Origin of the sequence: Bifidobacterium xylocopae (genome assembly GCF_003315615.1) — a bacterium.
GTDB classification, from domain to species: domain Bacteria; phylum Actinomycetota; class Actinomycetes; order Actinomycetales; family Bifidobacteriaceae; genus Bombiscardovia; species Bombiscardovia xylocopae.
The window spans coordinates 44,424-60,808 of sequence record NZ_PDCH01000012.1 but is presented as its reverse complement, the minus strand read 5'-3'; the positions used below and the strand labels follow the sequence as shown (position 1 = coordinate 60,808).

General features: G+C 60.5%; 14 protein-coding genes and 1 pseudogene. 8 read left to right on the top strand and 7 right to left on the bottom strand.

Features of this window, described 5'->3' with window-relative positions:
• Nucleotides 1–253 (top strand): hypothetical protein (locus CRD59_RS08180; RefSeq protein WP_236632770.1); only part of this gene is annotated, 253 nt, incomplete at its 5' end.
• Between the two features lie 72 nt (nt 254–325).
• Here CRD59_RS08180 and CRD59_RS06125 read toward each other — a convergent pair.
• Nucleotides 326–1,054, bottom strand: a complete 729-nt coding sequence (locus CRD59_RS06125) for a hypothetical protein (protein ID WP_113853802.1) — start codon at nt 1,052–1,054, stop codon at nt 326–328.
• Nucleotides 1,055–1,233: 179 nt separating this feature from the next.
• Between CRD59_RS06125 and CRD59_RS08175 the strand changes: the two genes are divergently transcribed.
• On the top strand, nt 1,234–1,509 hold the full coding sequence (locus CRD59_RS08175) for a hypothetical protein (RefSeq protein WP_236632769.1): 276 nt from the start codon (nt 1,234–1,236) through the stop codon (nt 1,507–1,509).
• Nucleotides 1,510–1,785: 276 nt separating this feature from the next.
• Here CRD59_RS08175 and CRD59_RS08375 read toward each other — a convergent pair.
• From CRD59_RS08375 to CRD59_RS06105, 3 genes and pseudogenes are all read right to left on the bottom strand, one after another.
• A pseudogene (locus tag CRD59_RS08375) lies at nt 1,786–2,028 on the bottom strand (helix-turn-helix domain-containing protein); the annotation flags it as partial.
• A gap of 90 nt (nt 2,029–2,118) precedes the next feature.
• Entirely contained in the window at nt 2,119–2,463 is a 345-nt protein-coding gene (locus CRD59_RS06115; protein ID WP_113853800.1) for a hypothetical protein, read from the bottom strand.
• A gap of 327 nt (nt 2,464–2,790) precedes the next feature.
• Nucleotides 2,791–3,753, bottom strand: a complete 963-nt coding sequence (locus CRD59_RS06105) for a tyrosine-type recombinase/integrase (protein WP_113853798.1) — start codon at nt 3,751–3,753, stop codon at nt 2,791–2,793.
• Nucleotides 3,754–4,370: 617 nt separating this feature from the next.
• Between CRD59_RS06105 and CRD59_RS06100 the strand changes: the two genes are divergently transcribed.
• Both CRD59_RS06100 and CRD59_RS06095 read left to right on the top strand, forming a co-directional pair.
• Nucleotides 4,371–5,348, top strand: a complete 978-nt coding sequence (locus CRD59_RS06100; protein WP_113853797.1) for a nucleoside hydrolase — start codon at nt 4,371–4,373, stop codon at nt 5,346–5,348.
• Between the two features lie 36 nt (nt 5,349–5,384).
• Nucleotides 5,385–6,806 carry an MFS transporter gene (locus tag CRD59_RS06095; protein ID WP_113853796.1) on the top strand — a complete coding sequence of 474 codons (1,422 nt, stop codon included), beginning with the start codon at nt 5,385–5,387 and terminating at the stop codon, nt 6,804–6,806.
• A 217-nt stretch (nt 6,807–7,023) separates the two neighbouring features.
• Here the strand turns inward: CRD59_RS06095 and CRD59_RS06090 are convergent, their stop codons facing one another.
• Both CRD59_RS06090 and CRD59_RS06085 read right to left on the bottom strand, forming a co-directional pair.
• Nucleotides 7,024–8,409, bottom strand: coding sequence for a DHA2 family efflux MFS transporter permease subunit (locus CRD59_RS06090; protein WP_201736567.1), 1,386 nt, complete (start codon nt 8,407–8,409; stop codon nt 7,024–7,026).
• Nucleotides 8,410–8,538: 129 nt separating this feature from the next.
• Nucleotides 8,539–8,853 carry an ArsR/SmtB family transcription factor gene (locus tag CRD59_RS06085; protein ID WP_113853795.1) on the bottom strand — a complete coding sequence of 105 codons (315 nt, stop codon included), beginning with the start codon at nt 8,851–8,853 and terminating at the stop codon, nt 8,539–8,541.
• A gap of 325 nt (nt 8,854–9,178) precedes the next feature.
• On the opposite strand from CRD59_RS06085, the gene CRD59_RS06080 reads away from it, so the two are divergent.
• Nucleotides 9,179–11,911, top strand: a complete 2,733-nt coding sequence (locus CRD59_RS06080; RefSeq protein ID WP_113853794.1) for a YhgE/Pip domain-containing protein — start codon at nt 9,179–9,181, stop codon at nt 11,909–11,911.
• On the top strand, nt 11,908–14,070 hold the full coding sequence (locus tag CRD59_RS06075; RefSeq protein ID WP_113853793.1) for a YhgE/Pip domain-containing protein: 2,163 nt from the start codon (nt 11,908–11,910) through the stop codon (nt 14,068–14,070). Before CRD59_RS06080 ends, CRD59_RS06075 begins: the two co-directional genes overlap by 4 nt.
• Before the next feature lie 79 nt (nt 14,071–14,149).
• Here the strand turns inward: CRD59_RS06075 and CRD59_RS06070 are convergent, their stop codons facing one another.
• On the bottom strand, nt 14,150–14,470 hold the full coding sequence (locus tag CRD59_RS06070; RefSeq protein ID WP_113853792.1) for a hypothetical protein: 321 nt from the start codon (nt 14,468–14,470) through the stop codon (nt 14,150–14,152).
• A 198-nt stretch (nt 14,471–14,668) separates the two neighbouring features.
• Here CRD59_RS06070 and CRD59_RS06065 point away from each other — a divergent pair, with 198 nt between their 5' ends.
• Together CRD59_RS06065 and CRD59_RS06060 are read left to right on the top strand one after the other, a co-directional pair.
• The gene (locus CRD59_RS06065; protein ID WP_113853805.1) at nt 14,669–15,055 is read left to right on the top strand and encodes a VOC family protein; all 387 of its coding nucleotides are present in this window, start codon (nt 14,669–14,671) and stop codon (nt 15,053–15,055) included.
• A 243-nt stretch (nt 15,056–15,298) separates the two neighbouring features.
• The gene (locus CRD59_RS06060) at nt 15,299–16,189 is read left to right on the top strand and encodes a 3-hydroxyacyl-CoA dehydrogenase (RefSeq protein ID WP_113853791.1); all 891 of its coding nucleotides are present in this window, start codon (nt 15,299–15,301) and stop codon (nt 16,187–16,189) included.
• Nucleotides 16,190–16,385 lie beyond the last annotated feature (196 nt).

The window sequence follows — 16,385 nt, the reverse complement described above, 5'->3', positions numbered from 1 at the left end:
GCTTGACGCGCAGCGGCCTGGTGGCATGGTCACGGGGTCCGACAACCAACCCTTCGAGGCCCACACCCCGGATGGGGTGTGGGCCGGCGGGAAACAGCCGGAGGGGACCATAGGGCCCCTCCGTCCGAATCCAAGCGGCGCCGGCGTGCCGGCGCGCGGCCGTCGTGAGTGCCGCCCACCCGGGGCGGCGGAAGCGATGGCCTCGATTCCCAGACCGACACCACCGCCAGCCAGCAAGATCCAGCTCACCTGATGCTGTAGCGGCCCGAAACGACAAGAAGGGCCCTGATCAGCCTCTCACCCCATCTCACTTAAGGCAGGTTCTTCAATTATGGTCATTATGATCTTGGCTTTTTAGCTTGGCCACCCAGTCGTCGCACAGTTGCTTTCCATAGGTGATGGTGATGAAGGCGAAAAGAGCCGGGAGAATCGAGGAAAGGCTCATCCAGGATCCTGCCCCATCCGTCCGCGGCGGCGCCAGAATCCGAGAATACAGCGAAGGCGGCGCACACGGAGGAATCACCCGCACGAGAGTCGGTTCAGAAAAGTACTGCTGGAGAGACGTCATTACGCCGCAGAGAATGCCACACACGGCGAAGGGTATGGTATGCCCCAACCAATCTTGATCGACCCGGTCTTTTATGATGTCCCAAGCGAATTTGGCCAAAGCCAAACACTCCACGATCACTGCCGGCATCGTCACCACGAATGTATGGACCCACCGCAAATCGGTGATGGTGGCGGGAAAAAGCCATAGGAGGATGAAAGTATACGCTACATGGGAAAAAAATGCCACCCAATCCAACAGCGTCGTTAGCCTGCTGTACCACATTAAAACGATATACAAGGCAATCAAACAAAGTAAAAGCCCCACGAACCAGACCACGGAGTCAATGAGCCACACCGTCCCGAGCGCAAAGCCCACTCTTACTAGGCCGAATAAGCACAATATGGCTAACCACCCGTAACCGAAAGCCAAAAGGACACCAAGCAACCCGGCCAATTTTCCCGGGTTCTTATCGCACCAATCGGAGAAACGAATCAGCCGATTCATAATTCTCCTTAACCCTCGTGCGCCGGCCGACCCCAGCCTGGACAGTTGCTCTCTCATCGCATGTTCCCTTCCCTTGTTCCTCGTTGATCTTCCAACAAACCGCATACCCTCGTACTCGAGATTCCGGTCGGAGAATCCGCCGGCGTCCGACCGGATCGGCCCCTGCTATCCTCAAGCGCATGACCCACTACGACGACGCCCAGGACGTGAGCATGCGTCCCAGGGGCTACGGCTTCGAGGACCACGACGAGGTAAGGGACCGCCACCTTCATATCAAGGCCCTCATGGAACGGCGGAAGGACCACCTGATCGACCTGCTCCAGGACCCCTCTCTCACCCCAGCGGACCGGCATCGCCTGGAAGAGCTCAAGGAGGAGGTCAAGGCCGACATAGCCTCGGTACGCGCCGGCGGCAGCGACAGTGCATTCCAGGCCCTGCACTCCAGATACCGCTGATCCGACCACAATCCAGGGAAATCTCGGGTCGGAGCATTGCGTCCTTTTAGCACCCCAGCAAGGCAACAGGAACAGCCAGGCACCCATTACCAGGCAAATCCGCATTGTGAGGCAAGTGCATTGAGCGCGCGCAGTGCGCCCAATACACGCGGCAGCAGCGATGGTCGAGCTGATCCAGCTCGGCAGGGCGCGGGGCGGCGGCCCCGCTTGCCCATACACACCGTCAGTCGGCCGCACTCTCGTCCGGTTTTGTGCCATCGGGCAGGCACTGACGTCGAGCAGAGCCTGGAGGTTGCCCGCATCCGGCCGTCTGCCTCCTTGCTCCCATGCCCTTACGACCGCCCTAGTCACCCCCAGACGGCAGGCATGTTGGTCCTGTGAGAGGCCAGCCTTCATTCGCAGATGTTTGATCTGAGATGCCAGACTGGAGGGTTGTGGAGTGGAAGACTCGCCATTCTGCTCCGTCTGCTCCGTCTGCTCCGTAGGATCGTCGGGGAACGGGAATCTCAATTTAACCACCAGTTCGAAGGTGCCCAATACAACTTGCGTGAACAACAAGGTGAACAGCCACCATCCAATGTCAGACACTCCCGTATCGCCAGTTACTGCTTACGCCTTGTTCGCGGCCAGGAATTGTTCTGCAATCTGGCGCCACATCTCAGAGGCGTTGATCCCCCGGCGACGCGCCTGCTGCTCCACGCCTTCTTTTACGCGCTCGGGCGCCACGAAGCGCACCACCGGCGACCTGCCGTGCTTTTCCTCACCCACGCGGGGCCTTCCAAGAGCGATGCGCTCCGCCTCTTCAAGCGAACCCGCGCCCGTGGCCTGCATCAGGAGGCGCGCGCCGCCGCCGGGGCAGCGGTTGGGATGACCGCTCCCGGCCACCTCGCCGGAGGCGACCTTGCGCTCCATCTCGTCAAACTCCGCGATCTCCTTTGCGGTGAATCCTGTCATGATTTCTCCTCTCTATCTTGGCATAGCAAGTAGCTCCAGTTGTCACTCAGGCGCATGACGTGGAATATCACCACTTCATGAGTCCGCTCCCTGCACCCGACTTCCAGCCAGTCGTCATCCAGTGAGCCTGCGCGGGGGTGCCCTACGTAGATTCTCACCTCCGGATCGTCACCCTGCTGGTCGTCGCCAACAGAGTGCGCTATGGCATAAATCGCCTCTTGCCGCGTATAGCCGTGCCTGAAAGCTGACGGCGCAAATCTCATTCCCATATGCTTATTATAGCACAAAAGTGTAGCATTAAAAATGTAGCATAACAACATTTTGCCCCTAAAAGAGCGAATTCTGCGTGTACTCATCTTCGGGTGATTGCTCTACTGCATCAAGGATTTGACACGCCAGAGCCCGTGGCACCCCGTACGCAGACAAAATGCGCTCAGGATTGACTATGCGTACTCCATCCTGATGCCGGTAAGTCTGCATGCTCTTTACCGCCTGCCTCAGATCGTCGGCTGTGTCATAGATATAGGATTGCGTGGTCGCCAATGACTCATGCCCCAAAAGCGACTGCACCTTGACCACATCTCCGGTCGCCCGCCAGACATCGGTGGCGAAACGCCGACGGAACGCATGGGGCGGCCATCCGGTGGCATCCTTGACCAGGCGGTATGCCGTGTCATTACATATATGACCCCCATGGCCACCAGGGAATACCCAACCCTCCGGTCTGCACTCAAGGTCACGAACCAAACGGTCGGTTAATGGCACCACTCGATCCTTGTCACCTTTGCCGTGCACCACCAGGCTTTTGCCGGTGAGGTCTCCTACCAGATCGTCCGTCCTCACAATAGCCGCCTCATTGCGGCGCAATCCGGCATCACTGAAAAGCCTGACAAGAAGTCGTACACGGCCATCCGAATGGTACAGACCCTTGACTACCGCCTCGGCCGGCGCAGGCAGCTGTTTCTTTTTCCTTCGTTTTATAGCTGGAATAATATCCATTGGATTAGAATCAATTCGCCCATGGACGACCGCCCAACGGAAGAACGACCTCAGCGCGTTTACACGTGACCGCAATGCGCTGTCGCCGACGCCCTTACCCACCCAAGTCAAGACTGCCTCCGAGGAGACACCGGCAGGGGGCAGGTTCGTCTCACGTGCAAATTGAGAAATGATGTACCACCAATGCTCAATCGTATTACCGGTATCGCCGTGCACCCGAAGCTCCATGACCCACTGATCCAGCCACTTAACCCACTCCTGCGACGGCTGTCGATGCGACGCATACTCCATGCCTGCAACCTCCCCCAGACACAAAAAAAGCCGGCTACAAGTACCGGCTGTGAACAACTACGTCTTTCAAGACTAATAATTCCGAGAAACCAGACAAAAAAAGACAACCCATGCCCGAATAGTGTCTAGCATAGGTTGTTGATACTGATCAGGTTCTGCTTTAGTGACACCGTTCGCAGAAGGAATGAAGCATAGATTTAATTGTAATTGAACAGACACGTCAATTATGGCTAATAATTCCGCCATACTTTTAAGTCGTGGGTTCTCGGTTCGAATCCGAGGGGGGGCACTTGGCCGGCAGGAAGCCCGCCCGGAGCCTGATTCTCAGGCTTCTTTCCTCTATGCGTTTTCCTGCAACCGCCAACCCCGCGTAGCCCGCCTTCGGTGACTGGCGGCACCTATCCGAGGGCGGTTCGCCCAGACGACACGGAGAGCGAAGTCGGCCCCGGCAAATTGACAACATGCTTTCCAGCAATTAAGTTTGGTCTCTGCCTCGTACAGTAAAACGTTTTATCAGCAGCTGTGCGCAGGTCCGCAGCAACCAGACGGCTCCTCCGGTTCGAACGACCAGGAAGAATGCCGCCAGCCTCGACAGAGGAAGCAAGAATGGAGCGAAGATGCTGACAGACACCGCCAAAATCATCCTGGACCTCGATACGGGCATCGACGATACCCTGGCGCTCTCCTACGTGCTCGCGTCGCCGGACGCGGAACTCATCGGGATCACCGGCACTTACGGCAACGTAGTCGTGGACCACGGCGTATCCAACGACCTGCGTCTGCTCGCCATGTACGGCCGCGAGGACATCCCCGTCTTCAAAGGTATCGACCACCCCTCCACGGCCGAAAGCTTCGCGGTGCCGCCGGACTCCGAGATTTTCCACGGCGCCAATGGCACCGGCAACGCCGAAATCCCCGCACAGACCGACCGGCAGGCCGAGAGCCGGAGTTCGGTGGATTTCATCATCGAATCCGTCCGCAAGTACCCCAAGGGTGAGCTGACCATCGTCCCCACCGGTGCCTTGACCACCATCGCAGCCGTTCTTGAGCAGGCACCCGACATCGTCGACAAAATCCGCATCGTCCTTATGGGCGGCAGCCTCACCCAGCCCGGCAACGTCGGCCCCTTCGCCGAAGCCAACATCAACCAGGACCCCGAAGCCGCCAACGCGGTCTTCGCCAGTGGCGCCGACATCACCATGGTCGGCCTTGATGTCACAACCCAGGTGCTGATGACCAAGGACGACACCAAAGCCCTGCGCGAGACCGGCACTCCCGTGGGTAAGTTCCTGGCCGACATGACCGACTATTACATCGGAATTTCGGAGCAGGAGGACGGAGACAACTACCAAGGCGGCTGCAACCTGCACGACCCGCTGGCTGCTGCCGTGGCCATCGACCCGACTCTGGTCACCACCCTGGCCACCAATCTGATGGTCGAGACCGAAGGCCCCCAGCGTGGACGCACCATCGGAGACCCCAGCCGCATCCTCCAAGAGCCCAAAACCACCAAGGTCGCCCTGACCGTGGAAGCGCAACGCTTCCACACCCAGTTCATGGACCGCCTGCTGAACCTGGCCAAGGCCAGCAAGTAAGCGATACAACAACCAATCGATAAGGAACATCTTCACATGACTGCAAACACCAGTCCGGAGGCCACCGCACAGCCGGGCACCCCCAGCGAGGCCGAGATCAACCGTGCCAAGACCAAGAAGTCGCTGCCGGCCCTGCTCACCATCTTCCTGCTCGGCACACTTATGATCCAGGCCTTCAACCTGGTCTTCCAAAACGTGGGCGACTCCCTGGGAATGTCGGCCAACGCAGCTCTTGTCTCCACCCTGCCCGGCATCGTTCTGGGCGTGGTCTGCATGCTCTATGGCACCCTGTGCGACTACATCTCCCCCAAGAAGATGACCATATTCGGCGTCGCCGCCCTGATTTTCGGCAGTCTGCTCGGTTTCTTCGGCTCCTTCAACTTCTGGGTGGTCGTCCTGGCACGCATCATCCAAACCGCAGGTGGTCAGGTGGCCGGCTCCGTGTTCCTCGTGATGGCCATGAAGTACCTGAACAACAAGGAACGCGCCTTCTACCTGGGCATGTTCAATGCGGTCTACTACGCATCCTCCGCGGTCGGAGTCCTCGCGGGCGGCCTCATTGCCTCCATTGATTGGAGGTACCTGTTGCTGGTGCCCCTGCTGTCCGTCTTCCTGATCCCACAGATCATCAAGAACACGCCTGATATCAGCGGTACAGGCGAGCGCATCGATGTCCTCGGCATCGTGCTCTTCGCGGTCATCGCCGGCCTGATCGCCATCTACTTCTCCTTCCCCTCCCCCTGGATCCTGCTCATGCTGGCACTGTTCATCCTGACCTTCGCCGGATACGTCTGGAAGGCCAGCAACCCCTTCCTCAGCAAGCGCTTCCTGGCCAACAAGGGCTACATGGCCGTTCTGCTGGCACTGTTCGTCTTCTACTTCTTCAACTTCGCCTGTGTACCGATCTACAACGTAATCGGCGACCAGATCTACCACATCTCCCTCAGCCAGGTGTCCCTGTGCCTGACGATCGTCTACATCGTGGCCACCTTGGTGGGCTGCGTGTCCGGCGCGATCATCGCCGCGATGGGCCGGGTCCCCATGCTGCTGCTCTCGGCGGCGCTCATGGCCGTCGGTGCATTCGGTTCCGCCCTCCTGATCACCAAGGGTTTCTGGCTGCTGACCATCATGGCCTGTGTCTTCATCGCCGGCATCACCATGTCCTACACGCCGCTCTATGACTCCTTCTCGGTCACACTGCCCCAGGACGAGAACGGCCGTGGCGTTGGTATCGGCGATTTGATGATGAACACCTCTGCCTCCATCGGCATGGCTGCCTACAGCGGCCTGATGGCCAACGACGGTTTCGGATCCAAGGGCTTCCTGGGCATCCAGCCCGGTGCCGAAGCCCAGGCCTCGAACATGTTCCTGGTCATGGGCGCGGCCGCCGTCCTGGCCCTGCTCATCGTCCTAGCCGTACGTCGCAGCATTTCCGACAAGGTGCAGACCGCCGAGTAACACCGCCCGGCTGGCCGCAAAGCAGAAGCCCCTCCCTGCCTCAGCCGGGAGGGGCTTCGCATATTCGACCGAGGATCAAGAACGGCGAACGTGCCCGAGGTGAACCGAGCGGAATGCCCCGTCATGGCTTGGGAGCCACGGACCGGGGGATGGCGAGCCCTATGGGCCTGGGAAACTAGCATGCGGCAGCCTGCCCATGGACCGTACAAGGAACGGCTTATGCCTTCACCTGCCGTCCATCGGAGCCTTCACGCGTCCGATGGCCATGGCGGCAGGCAAACCCAGCAGGGATAACAGGGCGGCGACCAGCATCGCCGCCCGGAAGCCGGAGGCGAAAGCACCCGCCGAAGACGCGCTGCCCCGGGAGTAAAAGACCAGCACCGAGACAGCGACCCCCCACCGCACCACCGAAAAGACGGGACATGTTGTATATACCCGAGGCCTTTCCGCTGTCGGCTGGCGCCACTGCACCCAGGACGGCTTTCTGCAAAGCCGGGCCGCCCATGGACAAACCGGCGCCGGACATGACCAGCGGTACGACCAAGGCCAGATAGGAGGTCCGGGTTCCCGACACCAGCGCAATCCAGAGGTAACCCAGGCCTTGCAGCAACAGGCCTGCGGCGGCGACCATCCGTTCCCCGAACCGATCCACCCAATCACCCGCCAATGGGGCTATAAGCACCAGCGTCCCCGTCCAGGGCAGGAGCTCAAGGCCGGAGACCAGGGCGCCGGCCCCACCCACCACCTGCAGCTGCTGCGGCAGGAAGAACACCACGCCATACATGGAGGCATACAAGAGGAAAGTCGCCAGATTACCACCGTCGAAGGAGGGCGAGTGGAACAGATGCAACGGAATCATCGGTTCGGTCCGACCACGCTGGCGGACGATGAGCACGCCCCACAGGGCCACTCCTGCCAGACCGGTCGCAATCGATGAAGCACGCCAGCTCCTGTCGGACAATCCGACGATAAGAGCCGCCGAGGCGACCACGACAAGTACCCCGTCGGCCATACTGATACGGGCAAGGCTGGGCCTGTCTGCGGGCAGATGCTTGCGACTGAGCCAGATCCCGGCCAGACCGATGGGAATGTTGATCCAGAAAATCCACTGCCAGGCCAGCTGGGATACAATCAGGCCGCCCAAAGCCGGACCGACGATCAGACCAAGCCCCCCTATGCCGGAATAGACACCGAGTGCCCGTCCCCGCCGCTCGGGCGGGGTAGCGGAAGCGAGGATGGTCATCGACATGGGCGTGAGCACCGACGCACCCACCCCCTGCACCACACGGGCGGCGATGAGCATGGCTATGCCGCCGGAGAGGGCGGACAGGAGGGATCCGAGGACGAACACAGCCATGCCCGCCATATACACAGTGCGATGGCCGAAGCGGTTGCCCAGGGCCACACCGACCAGGAGGACAGCCGCGATCGCCACGTTATAGGCGTTGAGCGCCCATTGCAGGGAGGCTACAGTTATGCCAAAGTCACGGCGGATGGCCGTGGAGGCGGTGCTGACGATCATCGAATCCATCATCGACATGAAAAAGCCCAGCGAGGTCAGGATCAGGATCCAGGACGGACTGGGTGGCGGTTGTTTACGCATGATGAAGCGTTCCTTTGTGCGACATGTTTATTCAACTGTTCATGAACTGTTGAATAATATCACATGGCATTTCCCGCAAAACTGCCCCCCCCCCCCCGGAGAAGGACCGCGGAGACGGTGGGCCGTTGGTTACAAAGAAGACAGAAAGCCCGGAACATATCGCCGGAAAGTCGTCTTATCCAGCGAAACGTATTTCTCCCTGGAGCGACGCTCATCCAGCGTGAGACCGGCCTCACGCAGGGCCCTGAAGTGGTATGAGCCCGCAGAGGGGCTCATCCGCACCGCCTGTGCTATCTCGCCGCAGGTCACGCCCCGGTTTACACGGTTGAGGTATCGCACAATCTGCAGACGGGTCGGATCCGCGAGCGCCTTGAGCGCTTTGACCCGATCCGCATCATCGGCCGCAGCCAACCCGACGCCTTTGTTTACCGTTTCAATACTCATACAAATATGGTATCTTCCAAACGATTCCCGCGCTTGCGCTCCTGCCAGCTTCCGTTCAACCGGACGCCGATCCATCAATGCCGCCCCTCCAGCAGAAGGTGCAATCACACAAGAACGGAATGGAGCGCTACGCCGGCAGAAAAAACGGCAGAGGAAACGGAAGGCTTGCGGGAGTAAGCCCGGAACAGCGGAGCGCCTCCCCATATTTTTGTATCTCCGCGCTACTACCATAAGACTTTTAGTATGCTCGTCAGGTCGCCATACCTGGCGCACGGTCTCAGCGGCCGAACCCGAGACGAATCCGAAGGGAAGACGATACAGGACCATGAGGAACGTGCTTGCCATCGTCAAACGCGACGCACTGCGTCTGCTTCGCGTGCCCGCGGCCTGGGTGATCATGTTCGGGCTCGTCTTCATCCCCCCGCTGTACGCCTGGTTCAATGTTCGCGGCTTCTGGGACCCCTACGGCAATACGCTCAACATACGCGTGGCCGTGGTGAACGAGGACCGGGGCGCTGACAGCGACATCATGGGCAAGGTCAACCTGGGCGGGCAGATCGTCTCCCAGCTCAAGGACAACAAGCAGCTGGGCTGGCAGTTCGTGGACCACGACAAGGCCATGGACCAGGTCAGGTCGGGCGAAAGCTATGCGGCCATCGTGATCCCCAAGGACTTCAGCCGCCAGCTTTCCGGGGTTGTGACCGACGGCTCGGCCCGGCCCCAGCTCAAGTACTACGTGAACGAGAAGGCGAACGCGATCGCCACGAAGGTGACCGACACCGGTGCCGCCACTGTGGACAAGCAGGTCAACAACACTTTCGTCTCGACCGTTTCGAGCGTGGTCTCCAATGCCGTGAACACCACCGGCGACAAACTGGACCAAGCCGGCCGCTCCGCCAGCAACCAGGCCATGGGCGACCTCGCGGCAGTGCAGTCCAGCATTGGCAAGGCACGCTCCACGATAAGCGACGTAAGCGGCCAGCTGGACCAGGTCCCCAATAAGACCCGGACGGCCCGCACGGCCCTCGACCAGGTGAGCAAGCTGCAGGACGAGACATCACAGGGGCTGTCCTCAGCCTCCTCCCTGCTGGGGCAGACACAGGGCGGACTGAACGGTTTCATCACCTCCTCCACCACCAATCTGGACCAGGCGTCATCGCTGCTCAGCCAGGCCAGCGGCCAGGCCAACGTCTCAGTCTCCACAGTGACGGGGATCCTGACCGAAGCAAACGGCGAAGTGGGCTCCGCACTTGGCCAGGCCAGGCAGATCAACCAATCCAATGCCCAGATCATCAGTGACCTGGAGGACCTCGGCCTACCCGGTACGACCGGCATAATCAACAACCTCAAAGCGCAGAATCAGTCCCTGGGGCAGTCCATCGCCGGCCTGGACCGGTTCAACAAGGACACCGGGGCGACGGTATCCTCCACCGCATCCCTGGCGGACACGCTCAACCATGCCACGCAAACCACCTTGTCCGCCAACGGCGCCGCCCGCAAGAACATCATCTCCGGCGCCCTGCCTCAGCTCAACAACGGTCTGACAGGCCTGTCCTCGGCATCCGGGGGTCTGGGGGCGGGCCTGAACGCCCAAGGGACAACGGTCACACAAGCCAAGGCCATCCTGGATCAACTGGACCGGGCCGCTGCCTCCACCCGCCAGTCCCTGTCCTCCACAGACTCCTATCTTTCCGGCCTGCAAGGCAAGTTGACGACCCTCTCCACCGATATCGGCGCCTTGGGCTCCTCCAACGCCCTCGCTCAGGTCTTCGGCCGGAACGGGAGACTGGATGTGGGCAAGGTGGCCGACTTCATGCTTTCCCCCACCGTCCTGGACACCAAGGTGGTCTACCCCGTGGCTTCTTACGGTACCGGCATGGCTCCGCTTTTCGTTAACCTTTCCCTTTGGGTGGGAGCCTTCGTGCTCATGGTCATCGTCAAGCTGGAGGTGGACGACGAAGGACTGGATGACCCCACTCCCGGCGAACGATACTGGGGTCGATGGCTCCTCTTGGCTCCGCTGGCGGCCCTTCAGGGCCTGGCCACCACCATCGGCACCATGGCGATCGGTGTGCAGACCGCTTCGGCGCCCCTGTTCGTGCTGACCGGTGTGATTGCCTCCCTGGTCTATCTATCGATCACCTACGCCCTGTCCACGACCTTCATGCATGTGGGCAAAGGTCTATGCATCGTCCTGGTCATCCTGCAGATTCCCGGTGCCTCGGGCCTGTACCCGATCGAGATGATGCCTTCCTTCTTCCGCCGCCTCTACCCATTCTTCCCATTCACCTATTCGATCAACGCCCTACGCGAGACCATCGGCGGCTTCTATCACAATGACTGGGGTGTCGATCTGGCCAAGCTCGGGGTCTTCGCCCTCCTCTTCTTCCTGCTGGGCCTGTTCGGCCGGCCACGGCTGAACAATCTCAACCGCCTCTTCGCCCGAGAAATCGACAGCTCGGACATGCTCGTCGGGGAACCGGTCGAGCGCATCAGCAACGAGTTCCCCCTGGCACAGGCCCTGGCCGTGCTGGCCAACAAGGACGAGTACCGGCAGGCGATTGTGGCCCGCGCCACCCGCTTCGCCCGGCTCTATCCGCGTTTGAAGCGCGGTGCCCTGGTCGCCGGCATCGCCGTGCCCGCGATCCTTGCGGTCACCTTCTCCTTCACATCCGGCACGATGGTCACGGCCCTGGCCGCCTGGATCATCTGGATCCTGATCATTATCGCCTTCCTGATGACGATTGAGATGATGCGCGACAGCGTGGTGCGCCAAATCAGGCTGGGCACCCTGTCTGACCAGGACATCCGCGGCATGGTCTATGGCTACGACCGGCCCCGCCGCAGGGGCGGCAGGGCCAGGAGGGCGGCCACCGCACCATTGCCTGTGCCCCCTGCCGTCCCAGCCCCTGCCGCAACAAACCCGGACGACGGAAGCAACGACCGAGATGAAGCCGACGCAGCCGATACGATCAGCCTGCCCACCGGCAGGGAGATGGGTGACGAAACGGCCCGCCAAGACCACGACGGCAGACGAACGGGGGACCAACGAGCATGAGCGCCATGTGGAAACTGTTCACCGGTGACCTCAAACGGATCACCTCCAACATCGTCTCGATCATCATCGTAATCGGGCTGATCGTCATCCCCGGCCTGTTCACCTGGTTCAATGTAGCGGCCTCCTGGGATCCTTTCTCCAACACCAAGAACCTCAAATTCGCCGTAGCGAATGTTGACAAAGGCTATAAGTCTAATCTGATTCCGATCAGGATAGCGGTGGGCGACCAGGTGGTCAACGAACTGCGCGCCAACAGCCAGCTGGACTGGACCTTCACAACCAAGGAAGACGCGATCGATGGCACCAAGTCGGGCAAGTACTATGCTTCGGTCATCATTCCCGAGGATTTCAGCCGCGATATGATGACCTTCTTCTCGGCGGACGTCCAACACGCCAAACTGACCTATTACACCAACGAGAAAACGAACGCACTGGCCCCCAAGGTCACAGGCCAGGGCGCCGACCAGGTGTCCGGGCAGATCAACGAGATGTTCGCCAAGACCATCACCGGGACCGCCCTGTCGATCGCCTCCCAGCTCGCCAAACAAATGGACCGCCCCGAGTCCAAGGACATGCTGGCCCGGTTCACCGCGAATGTGGACGACTTCGCCAAGGACCTCAACCAGGCCTCATCCACGCTGACCAGTTTCGCTTCCCTGAATGACGGGGCACAAGGCCTGCTGAACTCCTCCACCCAGATGGTCGCCTCACTGTCGGACGGTGCCGGCAAAGCCGGGGCCGAGCTGCGCAAGGCCAAGGGCAGTGTGACGGACGTGACCGGCGCCCTCGACGCTACGGCAAAGAACCTGTCCGACGCCCTGGCCGAGTCCGCCTCCTCCTACGAGGCGGTGGGCGGGAGCATCGACAACACCTTCGACTCAGCCGACCGGTCGGTGGCCGACGTGTCCGCCGGGCTGGACCGCCAGGCCGGGCAGATCGGCCAGCAAGCCGACCAGTATCAGCGGATTCGAGATTCACTTGTCGGCATCACGGGCGAGAATTCCGTCTCCCACCGTCTCGATTCGATCATCGCCCAACTACGCCAGCTGAGCGCCTCCCTGACCGCCTCGTCCGCAAACCTGACCCACAAAACAACCGAATCCAAACAGCAACGGCAACAAATCAAGGATCTGGCGGCGCAAGCCAAAGGATCGATCAACGCCGTTTCCTCTGATTTCAACCGCACACTCAAGCCTCAGATCAACCAGGTCGCCTCCTCGGTCAACGCCACTACGGCCACACTCGACGCAACCGGCAGCCAGCTCAAGGGCACTTTGAGCGGTCTGGGAACCGACAACTCTGCGGTCACCAAAGACATGGCCGGCGTACGTGAACTGCTGGATTCAATGGCCTCCCTCATGGACAGGACCAGCGGGCGGCTGACCGACTTCACCCGTAAGCTCGACAGCGCCCTGTCCTCCGGCGACATGGACCAGGTGCGCCACATCCTTGGATCCAACGACCCCGAAACCTTGGCGGCCACCCTGGCGGCCCCGGTCAAGCTCAACCGAAGGGTCCTATACCCAGTGGAGTCCTTCGGCGCCGCCCTAACCCCCTTCTACACCCTCATCCCCCTGTGGGTCGGCTCGCTGCTGCTGGCGGTCACACTAAAAATCACAGTCTCCCGCCGGACCCGGGAATCCCTGGGCAATCCCAAACCACACCAGCTCTTCCTGGGACACTTCGGTGTCTTCGCGGTCATCTCCCTCCTCCAGTCCTCCTTCTCCTGCGCAGGCACCCTCCTCTTCCTGCGGGTGCACGCAGTACACCTATGGCTGTTCATGGCCACGGGATGGATCAGCGGACTGGTTTACGCCTTCTTCATCTACGCATTGGTGGCCTCCTTCGGCAACGTGGGTAAGGCCATCGGCGTGATCTTCCTGGTCATGCAGATCTCCGGCTCTGGGGGTGCCTACCCCTTGCAGGTGCTCCCCGGCTTCGTCTCAGCGGTCAATCCCTATCTGCCGGTCTCCCACTCAGTGCAGGCCATGCGCGCAGCCATCGCCGGCATCTACATGAACGACTACTGGATCGAGATCGGCAAACTCCTCCTGTTCGTGCCGCCTATGCTCCTGCTGGGTCTGCTCCTGCGCAAACCCCTGGTCAAATTCAACCAGTGGTACGTGGCCAAAGTGGAAACCACTAAGCTCATTGGCTGAACGCCCACACTCCACATCCAGTCCCGCGGCAATACCACCGTGCAAGGCACCCCATCCGTAACGACCATCGCCGTCGGCACTACCGACGACGAATGCTTGGCCGACAGGCCAACCAGAGCGCCAGGAGGATCAGGGAGAAGAGGATGCGGATGATCAAGTGATGCTCATGTATCCGCCCGTACATGCTCAACCCGTTGGCGATGGCAGCAGCGATCAGACCCAGCAAACCCACAGGCAGTAACCAATCCCAGCGCAGGCTGCCCAGCAGGCAAGCGGCGAACACGATGGTCATCAGCAGGCACCACAGAGGTTCGGTGTGCACCGCGGCGACCGCCGACCCAGCCATGAGCACCGCATACACAACCGTCAGCAGCCTCAACACATTCGTGAGCGCTTTCATCAGTATCCTCCCATACCCCACACTGAATGCCCTCGGTCATTAAAGCATAAAATAATATGAAGCCAGGGTGAGTACCCATTCCGAAGACCCCGTCCAATTCCGGCAAGCGCGACGTAGCGACATGGGGACGGATAGAATGGTGGAAAAAGCGAAACGGTCAGAGCTGACCCATGAAACAAGGAGCAGGACATGAAACCGATGACGGCTTTTACTACGGATTTGCAGCATTCGGGGATGATCGCCTGGGATTTGGACGAGACGATCAAGTTCTACACCGAAAAACTGGGCTTCGAGCTGGTGGGCACCTTCCTCAACGGCGGAAACCGCTGCGCCTTCCTGCGCTACGGGCACCTCACAATCGAGACCTGGGAGGGCGAAACGGCGCCCATGACCACCGGAGCCATCAACCACTGGGCCCTGGACACCCCGGACATCGAAGCCGCCTGGGCCAACGCCAAGACACTCAAGCTGAACATCAAGGAGAAGGGGATCCAGTCCATTCCCTCCTTCTGGAAGCATGGCATCCGCTATTTCAACATCTGGGGCCCTAACAAGGAGACGATCGAATTCTGCCAGATCCTGTGATCCCGATGGTGCGCCGTACGATTTCGACCACCACCACATGGATATCGGCCAGGTGCATACCGCCCTGTCGGGGTATGCCCATGCCCCATTCCGCCAGCCCCCTCTCTACCGAGGATGTGCGATTCCCCACAACATCGGGGAAATATGCGGGTGGCTTTCCTGACCGCGCGAGATTAGATTAAGTAATGAGGTGTTTAACCAGCCGACCCAAAGACGGGTAGGCCCAGGAAAGGAAGTTCGCAGATGAACTTGGAACGTGTGACTGTAGCAGGCGGCGGGGTGCTGGGCAGCCAGATCGCCTATCAATCGGCCTTCAAAGGCAAGACCGTCATCATCTATGACATCAACGACGAAGCGATCGAACAGGTCAAGAAGCGCGTAAACGCCTTGCGGGATCAGTACAAGCATGACATCCAGGCCACCGACGAGCAGTTTGACGATGGCCTGTCCCGCTTGTCTTTCACCACTGACCTGGCCAGCGCGGTCGCCGACGCGGACCTGGTGATCGAAGCGGTGCCCGAGAGCCCCTCGATCAAGCATGACCTGTACCACAACCTGTCAGCCATGGCGCCCGAGCGCACCATCTTCGCCAGCAACTCCTCCACTTTCGTGCCCTCCGTTTATATGGAGGACACCGGCCGCCCGGATCGTTTCCTGAACATGCACTTCGCCAATCAGATCTGGATGAACAACACCGCGGAAATCATGGGCTCCCCGAAGACCGACCCGGATGTCTTTGCGCAGATCGTCCGGTTCGCGCGGGAGATCGGCATGGTCCCAATCGAGCTGAAGAAGGAACAGCCGGGATACGTGCTCAACACCCTGCTGATCCCGCTCTTGAACGCGGGCGGCTACTTGTGGGGCAACGACATCGCCGACCCCCACACCATCGACAAGACCTGGATGGTCGGCACCGGCGCCCCCATGGGTCCTTTCGGAATCTTGGACGTGGTGGGCCTGCGCACCTGCTACAACATCACCAAGGACCAGTCGGGCGACAACCCGCAGGCCCAGCCCTTCCTTGCGAAGGTGAAGGAAATGCTGGATGAAGGCAAGCTCGGCCGTGAGTCGGGGGAGGGCTTCTACCACTATCCGAACCCCGAATTCGCCGACCCGGGCTTCCTCAAGTCCTGACGCCAGCCGCCGCGCAAGGCAGCAGGCAGACGCACCGGACGTGACCCTTCCAATCCGCATGCAGCCCGACGCCAGGTTCTCTCAGTGGGCGAAACCACCGGCAGACCAGCGCCGGGCTGAAGCATGCTCGGAGGGGCGGCAATCGGCCATATACGCGACTCAGACAGCGACCAATACCCGAAACGGGACTCCCCTC